7 protein-coding genes are annotated in these 14,827 nt (G+C 72.0%); 4 read left to right on the forward strand and 3 right to left on the reverse strand.

What is annotated here, in order from left to right:
• Positions 1-423: 423 nt before the first annotated feature.
• Together CFW40_RS37140 and CFW40_RS18520 are read left to right on the forward strand one after the other, a co-directional pair.
• Positions 424-579, forward strand: coding sequence for a hypothetical protein (locus CFW40_RS37140; RefSeq protein ID WP_176956460.1), 156 nt, complete (start codon positions 424-426; stop codon positions 577-579).
• Between the two features lie 17 nt (positions 580-596).
• Positions 597-779 carry a hypothetical protein gene (locus CFW40_RS18520; protein WP_088798949.1) on the forward strand — a complete coding sequence of 61 codons (183 nt, stop codon included), beginning with the start codon at positions 597-599 and terminating at the stop codon, positions 777-779.
• Positions 780-782: 3 nt separating this feature from the next.
• On the opposite strand, the gene CFW40_RS38945 is transcribed toward CFW40_RS18520, so the two are convergent.
• Both CFW40_RS38945 and CFW40_RS18530 read right to left on the reverse strand, forming a co-directional pair.
• Positions 783-1,667 (reverse strand): two-component system response regulator, encoded by an 885-nt coding sequence (locus CFW40_RS38945; RefSeq protein WP_088798950.1) that lies wholly within the window; start codon positions 1,665-1,667, stop codon positions 783-785.
• A complete protein-coding gene (locus CFW40_RS18530; RefSeq protein ID WP_088798951.1) occupies positions 1,664-6,142 on the reverse strand; it encodes a HAMP domain-containing protein in 4,479 nt (1,492 codons plus the stop codon). The genes CFW40_RS38945 and CFW40_RS18530 overlap by 4 nt, the downstream gene beginning before the upstream one ends.
• A gap of 160 nt (positions 6,143-6,302) precedes the next feature.
• On the opposite strand from CFW40_RS18530, the gene CFW40_RS18535 reads away from it, so the two are divergent.
• Complete coding sequence (locus tag CFW40_RS18535; protein WP_256331407.1) at positions 6,303-8,141, forward strand: SpoIIE family protein phosphatase; 1,839 nt, start codon at positions 6,303-6,305, stop codon at positions 8,139-8,141.
• Positions 8,142-8,459: 318 nt separating this feature from the next.
• The gene (locus CFW40_RS18540) at positions 8,460-10,109 is read left to right on the forward strand and encodes a long-chain fatty acid--CoA ligase (protein WP_088798953.1); all 1,650 of its coding nucleotides are present in this window, start codon (positions 8,460-8,462) and stop codon (positions 10,107-10,109) included.
• Positions 10,110-10,199: 90 nt separating this feature from the next.
• Here the strand turns inward: CFW40_RS18540 and CFW40_RS18545 are convergent, their stop codons facing one another.
• Positions 10,200-14,801 carry a PAS domain-containing protein gene (locus tag CFW40_RS18545; RefSeq protein ID WP_088798954.1) on the reverse strand — a complete coding sequence of 1,534 codons (4,602 nt, stop codon included), beginning with the start codon at positions 14,799-14,801 and terminating at the stop codon, positions 10,200-10,202.
• Between the last annotated feature and the right edge of the window lie 26 nt (positions 14,802-14,827).

Genomic DNA, 14,827 nt, shown 5'->3' on the forward strand with positions numbered 1-14,827 from the left:
GCCGCTCGCGGGGGCCCACCGGTCCGTTCGCTCCTTCTGATCGTCAAGTGCCCTCGGTCACTCCTCTGTGCGGCCTGGGCCCACGTCGCAGCCGACGGAAATTCCCGGGTGAGCTGCGCTCTTGGCCCCGGCAGGTGAACTGCTCTTGTTTGTGAGGGAGTTGGCAATGGAAGGCTCGTGCTGCGCGCGCTTCTCTCCGCGCTCGCCTCTACGAATAGCCGGACATTGAGCTATCAGTCGGTCCAAACGCCACGATGGTCTGCCACGTCAGAGTTTCACAGAATCCTCAAACTCAAGACAGCTCAAGATCCGCGCATCCGGGTTCCCGAGGGAGGGGTGGACTAGTACGTTCGTGGATGACCAAGAACGGGCGCGGTATCTGACCCATACTGCCCCGTGTGAAAAGTTGAATGGGGAAATTCAATGAAGAGCCTTGCCTCGGGTGCGGTGGCGGGCGGAGCCGGGGCGCTGGTCGCCGGCCGGTACGTCAGCAAGGGCGTCACCTCGGACCTCGCCTCGGACATCGCGACGAAGACCGTTGGGGGCAGCGACGCCGCCTGCCTCTCGGCTCTCGCCTAAAGGCTTAGGAAATCCTGATGGGCAAGATTGCATTTACTGTTCTCTGGGCCGGTGTGCTCATCGCGGTGAACAGGGTGCTGGAGCACGCCATCTGGGCTCAGTATCTGGCGATATTCGCCCTGGCGGGAATTTACGCCTTCACCGTCGACAAGGTGCCGGGGCCGCGCGGAAAGAGCAGCCGGGAAAGCTCAAGGGTATGAGTTTCACGTCCCGCGGCTGACCAGCAACCTGCCGACCGCTTCCTCCAGTTCGGTGATGCGGTCGGCAAGGCGCTCCTTGTCGGAGCCTTTTGCGTCGCGCAGGAGGAGTTCCACCTCGGCGAGCTGGCCGGCGATGTCCGCGAGGCGGGATGCGTCGCCGGCGCCGGGCGCCGTGGGCTGCGTGGGCTGCCGGTACGGCTCCGCAGGCGTCGGGGCGCCGGGGCCCCCCGGGGGGATGGGAGGGTGCTCGGCCACCCCCGATCCCGTGGGCGAGGATGCGGGCGGGGGCGACGTCGCGTCCGAAGGTGCAGCCGCTTCCGTTCCGGCTGCGGAGGCTGCCGCGCTGGTGGTCATGGGCGTGGTCGTTCCTGTCGGCGCCGCCGGGGCCGTGGTGGTCGCGGTCGTCGCGGGCGGTGGGCCCTCGTCCGCAGGGTGGTCGTCCGACGTCAGCAGGCGCTTCAACTGTTCGGCCTGGGCGGCAAGTTGGCGGTTCTTGCGGTGGAGGTCGAGGAACACGTTCACCTTGGTGCGCAGCAGCCAGGGGTCGAAGGGCTTGATGAGGAAGTCGGCGGCGCCGACCGTGTAGCCGCGGTAGGCGTAGTTGGGGTCGACCGAGGCGCCGGTGAGGAGAATGATCGGGACGTCCTTGGTCTGGTCCAGGCCCTTGATGTTGGCGGCGGTCTCGAAGCCGTTCATGCCGGGCATCAGCACATCGATGAGGACGACCGCGAATTCCTCGCGGAGCATGGCCTTCAGGGCCTCTTCGCCGGATCGCGCGCGGACCACCTTCTGGGTGAGCGAGCCCAGTACGGCTTCCAGTGCGACGAGGTTTTCCTCCATGTCGTCGACGATGAGGATGCTGGATGAGGTGTCCGGTGCGGTCGTCATGATTGCTCCCCGGCTGCCGTTCCCCGCCCGTCCTGGCCGGTACTTTCGGCGTCCTGCCCCGTGCCCTCGGTGGCCTGGCCCGCGCTGTCCGGGTAGACGCCCTTGGGGCCGACGGCCTCCGGGCGCGGGACCGGATCGGCTTCCGGATGCGGGACCGGTTCGGCTTCCGGACGCGGAACCGGATCGGCCTCCGGATGCGGAACCGCATGGCCCTCCTGCGGGTCCAGAAGGCCGCAGATCACGGACAGCAGGCGGTCCACATCCACCGGCTTGGGGATGTAGTCGTTGGCCCCGCTCTCGATCGCCCTTTCGCGGTCGCCCGGCATGGCCTTCGCGGTGAGCGCGATGACCGGCAGGTCGGCGAATCGAGGCGCTTGTCGGATCGCCTTGATCATCTCGTAACCATCCATTTCCGGCATCATGATGTCCATCAGCACCAGCGAGACGTCCGGTGTCCGGTCAAGGACCTCCAGCCCCTCGCGGCCGTTCTCGGCGTATTTGACGCTGATCCCGACCCGGCCCAGTACGTGCGTGAGCGCGAAGACATTGCGGATGTCGTCGTCGACGATGAGGATGCGGCGGTTGGCCAGCACCTCGCCGGGGCGTCCGCTGAGCCAGTCCCTGAGGCGGGTGGTCTCGGGCCAGGTGACATCGCCGCCGTCGGGGGAGGGGGCACCCGGGCGCTGGTCCGGGTGCGGAGCCTGGTCCTGTTCTGTCTGGGTGGGGAAGACATCGCTGACGCTGCCGGGAGGGCTGCTCCGCGGGGTGGTTGCGGTCGGGCCGGGCGGCGTGGCCGTGAGCTGTTCGGCCAGGACGGGGCGGGCGGGGCCGGCCTGTGCGGTGCTGTCCGCGGGGCGGGTGGCGGCGGTGGGGCTCGGGGCGGGGAAGGGGCCCGTGTAGCGCGCGGGCACATACAGGGTGAAGGTCGAGCCGACGCCCGGCTCGCTCTCGGCGATGATCCGGCCGCCGAGCAGCGCGGCCATATCGCGGCTGATGGACAGGCCGAGGCCGGTGCCGCCGTATTTGCGGTTGGTGGTGCCGTCGGACTGCTGGAACGCCTCGAAGATGCCGTCGAGCTTTTCCGGTGAGATGCCGATGCCGGTGTCCTTGACGGAGAGGGCGATGACGTCGTCGGCGGTGCGGAGGGATTCCTCCTCGAAATCCGTGCCGGGGACGCGTTCGACGATGAGTTCCACGCCGCCCGAGGAGGTGAACTTCACGGCGTTGGACAGGAGGTTGCGCAGGATCTGCTGGAGGCGCTGTTCGTCGGAGAAGAGCTCCTTGGGGACTCTCTCGCCGACCTTGACGTCGAAGGTGAGGCCGCGGTCGACGGTGAGCGGCCGGAAGGTGGCGCGGACGTAGTCGAGCAGTTTGATCAGCGGCAGGGCCTTGGGGTGGACGTCCATCCGGCCGGCCTCGATCTTCGACAGGTCGAGGATGTCGTTGATGAGCTGGAGGAGGTCGGAGCCCGCCCGGTGGATGGTGACGGCGAACTCCACCTCCTGGGCGGAGAGCCGGCCCTCGGGGTTGTCGGCGAGGAGCCGGGAGAGCACCAGCAGGGAGTTGAGCGGGGTGCGCAGCTCGTGCGACATGTTCGCCAGGAACTCCGACTTGTACTGGGAGGAGGTGGCGAGGAGGGCCGCCTTCTCCTCCAACTCGGCGTTCGTCAGCTGGAGTTCGTCGGAGCGCTGGCGGAGCTCGGCGGTCAGCCGCTGGGACTCCGACAGCAGCGACTCCGTACGGGAGTTGGCGATGATGGTGTTGATCGAGACGCCGATGGTGTTCACGAACTGGTCGATGAAGGCGAGGTGGACCTCGCTGAACCGGCTGAAGGAGGCCAGCTCGATGACGCCGAGCACCTGGTCCTCGAAGAGGACCGGGAGGATGACGATGCTGGCCGGGGCCGCGGCGCCGAGCCCGGAGCTGATGGTGATGTAGTCGGGCGGGACGGCGTCGACGACGATGCGCTTCTTCTCCATGGCGGCCTGGGTGATCAGGCCCCAGCCGGGGGTGCCCAGCCGCAGCCTCGGCAGCGAGCGGCGGCCCTCGGGCTGGCCGGTGCCGTAACCGGCGATCAGCTCCAGGCCCTCGCCCGGCTCGGCGCCCGCTTCCGCCAGGAAGAACGCGCCGAACTGCGCATTCACCAGCGGGGTCAGCTCGCGCAGGATCAGGTCGGCGACCTCGACCAGGTCGCGGTGGCCCTGCATCAGGCCGGCGATACGGGCCAGGTTGGACTCCAGCCAGTCCTTGGCGCGGGTGGTCTCGCGGAGGTTGGCGACCATCAGGTTGACGTTGTTCTTCAGGGCCGCGACCTCGCCCTGGGCGTCCACGGTGATCGAGCCGGACATATCGCCCTGGGTGACCGCGCTGGCCACCTCGGCGATCGCCCGGACCTGCGTGGTCAGGTTCAGCGCCAGCTCGTTGACGCTGGTGGTCAGCCGCTTCCAGGTGCCGTAGACGCCCTCGACGCGGGCCTGGCCGCCGAGCTGGCCCTCGCTGCCGACCTCGCGGGCGACGCGGGTCACCTCGGACGAGAACGACGACAGGGTGTCGACCATCGTGTTGATGGTCGTCTTGAGCTCCAGGATCTCGCCGCGGGCGTCGACGTCGATCTTCTTGGACAGGTCGCCCTTGGCCACGGCGGTGGCGACCTGGGCGATGTTGCGGACCTGGGAGGTCAGGTTGTCGGCCATGAAGTTGACGTTGTCGGTGAGGTTCTTCCACACGCCGGAGACGCCGTGGACCTGGGCCCGGCCGCCCAGCCGTCCCTCGGTGCCGACTTCGCGGGCGACGCGGGTGACCTCGTCCGCGAAAGCCCGCAGCTGCTGGACCATCGTGTTGACCGTGTCCTTCAGCTCCAGGATCTCGCCGCGGGCGTCGACGTCGATCTTCTTGGACAGGTCGCCGTTGGCGACGGCCGTGGTGACCTGGGCGATGTTGCGGACCTGGGAGGTCAGGTTGAGCGCCATGAAGTTGACGTTGTCGGTGAGGTCCTTCCAGACCCCGGAGACGTCCCTGACCTGCGCCTGACCGCCGAGGTTTCCTTCGGTGCCGACCTCGCGGGCGACGCGGGTGACCTCGTCGGCGAAGGCGGAGAGCTGGTCGACCATGGTGTTGATCGTGGTCTTGAGCTCCAGGATCTCGCCCTTGGCCTCCACGGTGATCGTCTTGCCGAGGTCGCCCTCCGCGACGGCGGTGGCGACCAGGGCGATGTTGCGGACCTGGGAGGTCAGGTTGTCCGCCATGAAGTTGACGCTCTCGGTGAGGTCCTTCCAGACCCCGGAGACGCCCCGGACCTGCGCCCGGCCGCCCAGCCGCCCTTCGGTGCCGACCTCGCGGGCGACGCGGGTGACCTCGTCGGCGAAGGCGGAGAGCTGGTCGACCATCGTGTTGATCGTCGACTTCAGCTCCAGGATCTCGCCGCGGGCGTCCACGGTGATCTTCTGGCTCAGGTCGCCGTTGGCGACGGCCGTGGTGACCTGGGCGATGTTGCGGACCTGCCAGGTCAGGTTGGACGCCATGAAGTTGACGTTGTCGGTGAGGTCCTTCCAGACCCCGGAGACGCCCCGGACCTGCGCCCGGCCGCCCAGCTGGCCCTCGGTGCCGACCTCGCGGGCGACCCGGGTGACCTCGTCGGCGAAGGCGCGCAGCTGGTCGACCATCTTGTTGACGGTGAGCTTCAGCTCCAGCAGCTCGCCGGTGGCCTCGACGGTCACCTGCTGGGTCAGGTCGCCGGTGGCCACCGCGGTGGTGACCACGGCGATGTCCCTGACCTGCGCGGTCAGCCGCGACGCCATGGTGTTGACCGCCTCGGTCACATGGAGCCAGTCGCCGGAGAGCCCCTGGACCTTGGCCCGGCCGCCGAGCCGGCCCTCGGTGCCGACCTCGCGGGCGACCCGGGTGACCTCGCCGGTGAACAGCGACAGCTGGTCGACCATGCGGTTCACCCCGCTGCCCAGCCGGCGCAGATCGCCGCGGAGCGCGCGGTTGCCGTCGTGCAGATCGACCCGCTGGGTCAGGTCGCCGTCGGCCACCGCGTCCAGTACCCGGGTGGCCTTGGCGAGTGGGACCACCAGCGCCTGGAGCACGGTGTTGGCCGCCTCGATATTCGTCGTCCAGGTCCCCTGGCCGGGACTGGCGGAGATCCGCTCGTCCAGCCGGCCCTGCCGGATGATCTCGCTGCGCACGCGTTGCAGCTCGGAGGAGAGGTGGGCGTTGCGGGCGGCGATCTGGTTGAAGACGCCCGTCATATCGGCCACCACGCCATCCGTGGAGGAGCCGCCCTGCGGGATATCCGCACGGGCGGTGAAATCCCCGTCCCGCAGCGCAATCATCGCCGCGAGGAGAGGCCGTAGCTCACTGGTGCGGACCCACTGTCCGTCGTGCCGGGGGGCGGGGGGCTGCGGGGGCTCAGTGGGCTCGGGAGGCTCCGGGGGCGAAGAAGCGGACTCGGGCCGGGCCGGGTCGAGCGCCATGGCACACCATCCCCCCAATGATTGTTGCGGAGAGAGCCATTCGAGCAGGGTGATCCATTTGGGCAGATATGACATAGTATAAAGCGCTTGTAATCAGTTTTTCCCGGCATATTCAGGGGGCGCAGTGGTAGCGCTGTCCTCCCCGCACACGACGGAAACCGTGTCCCGGAAAGGGCTGCCCGCGAACCAGCTCGCGGCCGCCGGCGCACGCAAATTCGTGCGCGCGCTGCTCACCGAGCGGGCGACGGCCCCGCCCGCCACGGCAGGGCCCGGTGCGGCGGCGATCAGCGCCGAACTCATCCACGATGCCGTCCTGCTCACCAGCGAGCTGGTCACCAATGCCGTGATGTACGCCGGTACCGATATCGACGTGACCTGTCGCCTGGAGCACGACGGGCCGGCGGCCGCCGAGAATGACGGAGAGCGCCGCCCGGCCAAGGCGGGCGTCGTGGTGGAGGTTTCCGACCGCCATCCCGCCCGGGGCGTACGCGGCGGGGTCGACGCCCGCACCGGAGAGCCGGGATTCGGACTCCAGCTGGTGAGCGCCCTGGCGGAGTCCTGGGGCGTGACCTACCGCCATGCGGTGAAGACCGTCTGGTTCCGCCTGGAGGCCACCGAGGGCGAGCCGCTGCGCGCCCGCGCCGCCCCCGCCGCGCCCCGCCGCGAGTCGCGCCGCCCCGAGCCTCCCGTACGCCTGGACCACCCCGTGACACCGCGCGGCCGCCCGCACGGGTTCGCCGCCGAATGGGCCGACCGCGGCGGCCCGTCCTTCCTCGCCGAGACCAGCGAACTGCTGGCCGGGCAGCTCGACCAGGACATGGTCACCGCGCTCGCCGCCCAGCTGCTGGTGCCCCGGCTCGCCGACTGGTGCGCCATCTGGCTCACCACGGAGGGTGGCGGGGTGCGGCTGTCGCGGGTCTGGCACGTCGACGAGCGGCGGATCACCCCGCTCCGCGCGGAGCTCGAACGGGACCCGCCGTCCGACATCATCCACACCGCCGGCAACCCCTGGCCCTGGCCGGAATGCGCCGGTGCGGCCCCTTCCGGCGGTTCCGCGCTCGCCTTCCCCCTGGTCGCCCGCGACACCGATCAGGGCATGCTGCTGCTCGGCCGGGCGGGGCACCTCCAGATGACCGACACCGTGGTGCGGATGGTCGAGGACGTGGCACGACGGGTCGCCCAGGCCGTGTACACCGCCCGCCAGTACACCCGGCAGACCACGATCAGCCTGGCGCTCCAGCGCCGGCAGCTGCCCGCCACGCTCGCCAGCATCCCCGGTGTCGACACCGCGATCGTCTACGAGCCGCACGGCGAGGGGCAGACCGTCGGCGGCGACTTCTACGACGTCTTCCCGATGGGCGACCGCCGCTGGTGCTTCCTGCTCGGGGACGTACAGGGCAAGGACCCCGAGGCGATGTCCGTCACCGGCCTCGCCCGCCACCTGGTGCGGCTGCTGGCCCGCGAGGGCCACGGCGTCGAGTCGGTGCTCGGCAGGCTGAATCTGGCCATGGCCGAGGAGAGCGCGGAGGCGGTGGAACTGGGCGGCGAGCAGGCCACCTCCCGCTTCCTGAGCCTGCTGTACGGGGAGCTGGAAGTCGATACGGGCGTCCCCGGGGCCCGCTGCACGGTCGCCAGCGCCGGCCACCCGCCACCGCTGCACATGTTCGTGGACGGCACCGTGGAGCCGGCCTCCGACCCCCAGATGCTGCTCGGCATCGACGAGGGCACCGAATTCCACGCCAGCTCCTTCGCCCTCGCACCGGGCGAGACGCTGCTGTGCGTCACCGACGGCGTCACCGAACGCCGCTGCGGCAACTGGCAGTTGGACGACAACGACGGCCTGATCGAGGTGATGCGCGACGGCATGGGCCTGGGCGCCAAGGCCCTCGCCGAACACGTACGGCGCGCCGCCCACGACTTCGGCACCGGCCCGGTCGAGGACGATCTGTCGGTCCTGGTCCTCCAGGCGGTGACTCCGGCGGCTGAGCGGAGGGGTTGACGGGGCAGGGGCGCGAGGGGAGCCGGGCCGCCGGAGACGGCCGGCCGCTTCGCCCCCCTGCGCCCGGCCACCCGTCTCCGTGGTCTCAGCCCCTGCCGCCGGCCTGCGTGAACACCGAAACAGGCCGTCAAGAGGACATAGGCGCACGGCATCACAAGGGAGCCCGCAGCTCCGCGCCATGCGCCCGGAGGTGGCCCGCTCATGGCCGCATTTCTGCACGAGAGGGTAAGAACACACCTCGGAGGGCGTGACATACCGATTGGTATGCGCTGACAATCGCAGCACCACTACCCGCCCGTAACAAAGCGGAGGCACCCGGTGCTCAGCACGATGCAGGACGTACCGCTCACCGTCTCGCGAATCCTGGCCCATGGGGCGACGGTTCACGGTGAGTCGCAGGTCATCACCTGGACCGAGGGAGATCCGCACCGGCGCACCTTCGCCGAGGTCGGCCGCCGGGCCGCGCAGCTGGCCCATGCGCTGCGCGAGGAGCTGTCGGTCGCCGACGAGGAACGGGTCGGCACCCTCATGTGGAACAACGCGGAGCACCTGGAGGCCTATCTCGCGATCCCCTCCATGGGGGCGGTGCTGCACACGCTCAATCTGCGGCTGCCCGCCGAGCAGCTGGTGTGGATCGTCAACCACGCCGAGGACCGGGTCGTGCTCGCCAACGGCAGTCTGCTGCCGCTGCTCGCCCCGTTGCTGCCGCAGCTGCCGAACGTCGAGCACCTCGTCGTCGTCGGCCCCGGCGACCGCTCCCTGGTGGCGGGCGGCCCGGCGCGGGTGCACGACTACGAAGAGCTGATCGCCGGGCGGCCGGAGAGCTACGACTGGCCGGAGATCGACGAGCGGGAGGCCGCGGCCCTCTGTTACACCTCGGGGACCACCGGCGACCCCAAGGGCGTGCTCTACAGCCACCGCTCGCTGTATCTGCACTCGATGCAGGTCAACACCGCCGAGGCGTTCGCGCTCACCTCGCGCGACATCACACTGCCCGTCGTGCCGATGTTCCACGTCAACGCCTGGGGCCTGCCGCACGCCGCCTTCATGGCCGGTGCCTCGTTGCTGATGCCGGACCGCTTCCTGCAGCCCGCGCCGCTCGCCGAGATGATCGAGACCGTACGGCCCACCATCGGCGCCGCGGTTCCCACCATCTGGCAGGGTCTGCTCGCCGAACTCGACGCCAGGAAACGGGATGTCGCCTGTCTGCGGACGGTCGTCATCGGTGGCTCCGCCTGCCCGCCCGCCCTGATGCGCGGCTTCGAGGAGCGGCACGGCATCCGCGTCGTGCACGCCTGGGGCATGACCGAGACCTCCCCGCTGGGCAGTGTCGCCCACCCGCCGGCCGGGGTCAGCGGCGACGACGAGTGGGCCTACCGCGCCACCCAGGGCCGCTTCCCCGCCTCCGTCGAGGCGCGGCTGATCGGCCCCGGCGGCGAACAGCTCCCCTGCGACGGCCAGGCCGCGGGCGAACTGGAGGTCCGCGGCCCGTGGATCGCCGGCGCCTACTACGGCGGCGCACAGAGCGGCCCGCTCCGCCCCGAGGACAAGTTCAGCCCCGACGGCTGGCTGCGCACCGGCGACGTCGGCACCATCACCCCCAACGGCTATCTGACGCTGACCGACCGCGCCAAGGACGTCATCAAGTCCGGCGGCGAATGGATCTCCTCGGTCGAGCTGGAGAACCATCTGATGGCCCATCCGCATGTCGCGGAGGCCGCGGTGGTCGCCGTACCGGACGACAAGTGGGGCGAGCGGCCGCTGGCGACCGTGGTGCTCAACGACGGCGCGACCATCGGGTACGAGGAGCTGAAGGCATTCCTCGGTGAGCGGATCGCGCGCTGGCAGCTGCCGGAGCGGTGGGCGGTGATTCCGGCGGTGCCGAAGACGAGCGTGGGGAAGTTCGACAAGAAGGTGCTGCGCCGGCAGTACGCGGACGGCGAGTTGGATGTGACCTTGCTGGCGTGAGCCGAAGGCGGCCGGGCGACGGCGGCGGCAGGGGCGTCCGGCCGCCGCCCGCCGCCCGCCGCCCGCCGCGGGCAGTTCACTCGGTACGGGTCAGTTCGTGCCGATCTTGGCGAGCAGGTCGACGATCCGGGCCTGCACCTCGGCGCTCGTGGAGCGCTCCGCGAGGAAGAGCACCGTCTCGCCGGCCGCCAGCCGCGGCAGCTGCGCCGGGTCCATGTCGGCGGAGGTGTAGACGACCAGCGGCGTGTGGTCGAGCAGGCCGTTGGCGCGCAGCCAGTCGACGATCCCGGCCCGACGGCGGCGTACCTGCATCAGGTCCATCACGACCAGATTCGGCCGCATCTGCGTGGCGAGGGTGACCGCGTCGGCGTCGCCGCCGGCCCGTGCGACCTGCATTCCGCGCCGCTCCAGCGAGGCGGTGAGGGCGCCCGCGATGGCGTCGTTCTCCTCGATCAGCAGCACCCGCGGCGGGTGGACCTCACTGTCGCGCGGGGCCAGCGCCTTGAGCAGGACCGCCGGGTCCGCGCCGTACGCGGCCTCCCGGGTGGCCTGCCCCAGACCGGCGGTCACCAGCACCGGGACCTCGGCCGCCCCCGCCGCCTGGCGCAGTGACTGCAGCGCGGTGCGGGTGATCGGCCCGGTCAGCGGGTCGACGAAGAGCGCCGCCGGGTACGCGGCGATCTGGGCGTCCACCTCTTCGCGGGAGTTGACGATGACGGGGCGGTAGCCGCGGTCGCTGAGCGCCTGCTGGGTGGCGACGTCCGGCGCCGGCCAGACCAGCAGCCGGCGCGGGTTGTCCAGCGGCTCCGGCGGCAACTCGTCGTCCATCGGCATGGGCTGACGGTCCACCACCTCTATGGCGCCGTTCGGGCCGTCCAGCGGCTCGGGGCCCTCGCTGCCCTCGTCGGGCGCGGAGATGGCAAAGGCCCGCCCCTCGCCGGTGTCCATCAGATGAGGGTGCGGCGGGGACTGCGGCTGGGCGGGGGCCTGGTGCGGAGCCGGCGGTCCGGGCTGCTGTTGCTGAGGCTGCGGTGCACCGGGGTGCGGACGCGCCTCGGCCGGCATCGATCCGGCGGCCGCGCCCTCCTGCGGCGGCGCGGCGAGCTTACGGCGGCGGCCCGAACCCGCGGACGTGCCGCCGGGCGGTGTGCTGCCGGGCGGCGTGCTGCCCGGGGGCGTGCTGCCCGGCGGCACCTGCCCGCGCTGCTGGTCGGCGATCTGCTGGGTGAACGGCACGCCCTGCCCGAGCGTGCGCACGCTGAACGCCCGCCCGTGGGAGTGTCCCGCGGCGTGCGCGTCGTCCTCGGCGGCGGGCGGCAGCGGCTGACGGTGCGGGGCGGCGGGGCCGCCCTGCGGGGGTACGGGTGCCTGCCCCGCGGCCTCCTCGGCGGGGCTGGGGCGGCCACGCCGACGGCCGGTGGGGGCGGGAGCGCCTGGCGCCTGGGGGTTCCGGGGGTCTTGGGTGGCGGCGGGGCCGTGGGGTGCGTGGGGTGGCTGGGGCGTGTTGGGCACCTGAGGCGCACTCGCCTCCGGGGCCTGGGCCTGGGCGTGGGCCGGCGTCTGGCCCTGGGCGATCCCGGGCGCCGTGCCGGTGGCCGTACCCGTCGCCTCCGCCGGCTCGTTGTGCTGCGCCACGAGCCCTTCCGGGCCCGCCACGAACGTGCCGGACGACTCGGAATCGGCCATGGCGGCCGCCGCCCGCTCCTCGGCCGCGGCCCGTCTGGCCCGTCGCCGGCCGGTCGGCTCGCCGTCCCACTCGCCGTGCGCCGCACCGGAGTTGACGCCCGCTTCCAGCGCGTATTCCGGCTGTCCGCCGGCCCTCGCCTGCTCAGGACCGTTGGCCACCGGACGGCGCGCCCGACGGCGTCCCGTCCCGGCAGCCTCCTGCGGTCCGGCGGCCTCGTGCGGACCGGCCTGTGCGGGCACCTGGTCGGCGGTCGCGGGCAGCGACTGCGGGGTGCGGTCCGCCGCGGCGGGCGGCAGCGCGAAGGCGGTACGTGCACCGGCCTGCTGCTGCGCCCCGGAAGTGGCGGCCGCCGATGCCCGCTCCCGGTCACCCTGCGCGGACCGTTCGGGCGCCTCGGCCAGTGCCCGGCGCGCCCGCCGCCCGCTCGGCTGTACGGGGCCGAGGCCCTGCGGCCCGCCCGGAGCCGGCGCCTGACCGGGAACATGCGGCTGCCCAGGAGCCGGAGTCTGACCCGGAACCGGGGTCTGCCCCGCGGCCGGCACCTGCCCCGACGCCGAGGCCTGCCCGGGAATCTGCGGACGGGCAGGAAGCGGTCGGGCAGGAACCGGAGCCGACCCCTGCGCGGGGACCGGGGCCGAGGCCTGCGCGGGGACCGGGGCCTGCCCGTTGGCCGACGGCGTCGCCGCGGGCCCCTGGGGACCGGCCGCCGGCCCACCCTGCGCGCCCGCCACCGGACCGTGTCCCGGCTGCTGCCCCGGTCCCGATGGCTGACTCGTTCCGGAGGGGAGCGCGGGCAGCCCGCCGCCCTCCGTGGCGTCCTGCCGTCCCCGGCGCCGTCCGGTCGGCGGCACGGACTCGGCACCCGTCATGCCCGGCGGCAGCCCCGTACCGTCCGCCGGCCGGCCGCCCTGTGTACCCGGCGCGCCGTCACCGTGCGGCGGATGGGCCCCACGGCCGCCCTCGGCCGCCCCGGGACCCGGGCCGCCCGTCCCCGTCCCACCGTCGTCCATGGCACCGTGCGCCACACCGGCCCCCGGCCCCGTGCCCGGGTGCGTGCCGTGCTCCGCGCCCTGCTCCGCGCCCGAGTGCCGCGCACGGCGACGGCCGGTCGGCTGTGCCCCGTGTGCCTGCTCCGGCACCACGGCGCCGCGCTCCGCGCCACCGCCACCGAGCGGCCCACCGGCCCCACCACCGGTCCCACCGGAACCGCCAGGACCGCCGGACCCACCAGAACCGCCGTCACCACCGGGGCGGCCCTCGTCGCCGCCCTCGTGCCCGTCGCCCCCCGGCCCCTGCTCGCCATTGCCCGAGCCCGGTCCCGTGCCGGTGCCGTTGCCCGAGCCGTCATCCGCGCCGTCGCCCGTGTCCGCCGCATTGCCCCGGGTGCCCCGCGCATGGGCAGCCGGTACCGGCATCACCGTCGTCTCATTGCCGGTCGGCCCGTCCGCCCGGTCCGCGCCGCCCGTCGCGCCGTCCACCGTCGTGCCGTCCGCCACCACCGGCAGCTCCAGCACATACGCACTGCCGCCCGCGCCGGGCCCGCCGCCGGGCACCTCATGCGTCTGCATCAGCCCGCCGTGCTTCCGCACGATTCCGCGGACGATCGGCTCATGGACCGGGTCGCCGCCGCCGAACGGCCCGCGCACCTCGATCCGTACGACATCACCGCGCTTGGCCGCCGCCACCACGATCGTCGAATCGCCGGGGATCGGCCCCGAACGCCCGCCGACGGCAGCCTCACCGGCCGGCATCCGGCCCGTCGAGTCCACCCCCGCGACATCCGCGATCAGATGGGAGAGCGCCTGGGCGATCCGCTCCGCGTCGACCGTCGCCTCTATCGGCGGCGCATGCACCGCGAACTGCGCCCGGCCGGGACCGATCAGCTCGATCGCGCCTTCCACGCCCGCCGCGACCACACCGTCCAGCGAAACCTTCGTGCGGTTGAGCTTTTCCTTGCCGGAGTCCAGCCGCTGATAGCTCAGGACGTTGTCCACCAGCGTCGTCATCCGGGCGTGACCGGCCGCGAGGTGGTGCAGGATCTGGTTCGCCTCGGGCCAGAGCTGGCCGGCCGGGTCGGAGGCGAGCGTGCCCAGCTCACCCTTCAGCTCCTCCAGGGGCCCGCGCAGCGCCTGGTCGAGCACCGCCAGCAGCTGGGTGTGCCGGGCCGCCAGCGAGTCGAACGCACGGCGGTCGGTGAAGGTCATCACCGCGCCGACGAGCTGATCGCCGTCCCGCACCGGCGCCGTCGTCAGATCGACGGGCACCGCCCGCCCGTCCTTCGACCACAGCGCCTGCCCGCGCACCCGGTGCTTGCGCCCGGACTTGAGGGTGTCGGCCAGCGGGGTTTCCTCCCACGGCAGCGCCGAGCCGTCCGCCCGCGAGTGGTGGATCAGCGGGTGCAGCTCCTTGCCGCCCAGCTCGCTCGCCCGGAACCCCAGGATCTGCGCGGCGGACGGATTGACCAGGACGACCTTGCCCTCGGCGTCCACCCCGATCACGCCCTCGGCCGCCGCCCGCAGGATCATCTCGGTCTGCCGCTGCTGGCGGGCCAGCTCGGTCTCGGTGTCCAGCGTCCCGGTCAGGTCACGGACGACGAGCATCAGCAGCTCATTGCCCGTGTAGCCATTGCGGTGATCGGCGTACGCGGCCTCGAAGGCGGACTCGTACGGGGTGCGCCCGTCCTCCAGGTTGGCGCTGGTCACCTCGACCAGCAGCTCGGTCCCGTCCGTCCGCCGCGCGACCATGCGGGTCGGCTTCGTCCGGCCGCCCTCGGTGTCCTCGTCCCGGCGCCGCATGGAGCCCGGGATGCGCTTGGAGTCGAAGGAGGGCAGCAGATCGAGCAGCCCGCGCCCCACCAGGGCCGTGCCCGGCGCCTCGAAGGTCTCCAGCGCGATGGAGTTGGCGTTGACGACCGTGCCGTTGCAGTTGACGAGCAACAGCGCGTCGGGGAGGGCGTCGAGTATGGCTGCGAGGCGAGCAGCGCCTCGGGATGGCCTGCTGCTCACGACGACGCTTCCTCCCTGTTACCGCA

It is taken from the genome of Streptomyces sp. 2114.4 (genome assembly GCF_900187385.1).
GTDB classification, from domain to species: Bacteria; Actinomycetota; Actinomycetes; order Streptomycetales; family Streptomycetaceae; genus Streptomyces; species Streptomyces mooreae.

Excerpts from the sequence above, each read along its gene's own strand:
- CFW40_RS37140 (WP_176956460.1), top strand. The coding sequence starts at position 424 with ATGAAGAGCCTTGCCTCGGGTGCGGTGGCGGGCGGAGCCGGGGCGCTG.
- CFW40_RS18520 (WP_088798949.1), top strand. The coding sequence starts at position 597 with ATGGGCAAGATTGCATTTACTGTTCTCTGGGCCGGTGTGCTCATCGCG.
- CFW40_RS38945 (WP_088798950.1), bottom strand. The coding sequence starts at position 1,667 with ATGACGACCGCACCGGACACCTCATCCAGCATCCTCATCGTCGACGAC.
- CFW40_RS18530 (WP_088798951.1), bottom strand. The coding sequence starts at position 6,142 with ATGGCGCTCGACCCGGCCCGGCCCGAGTCCGCTTCTTCGCCCCCGGAG.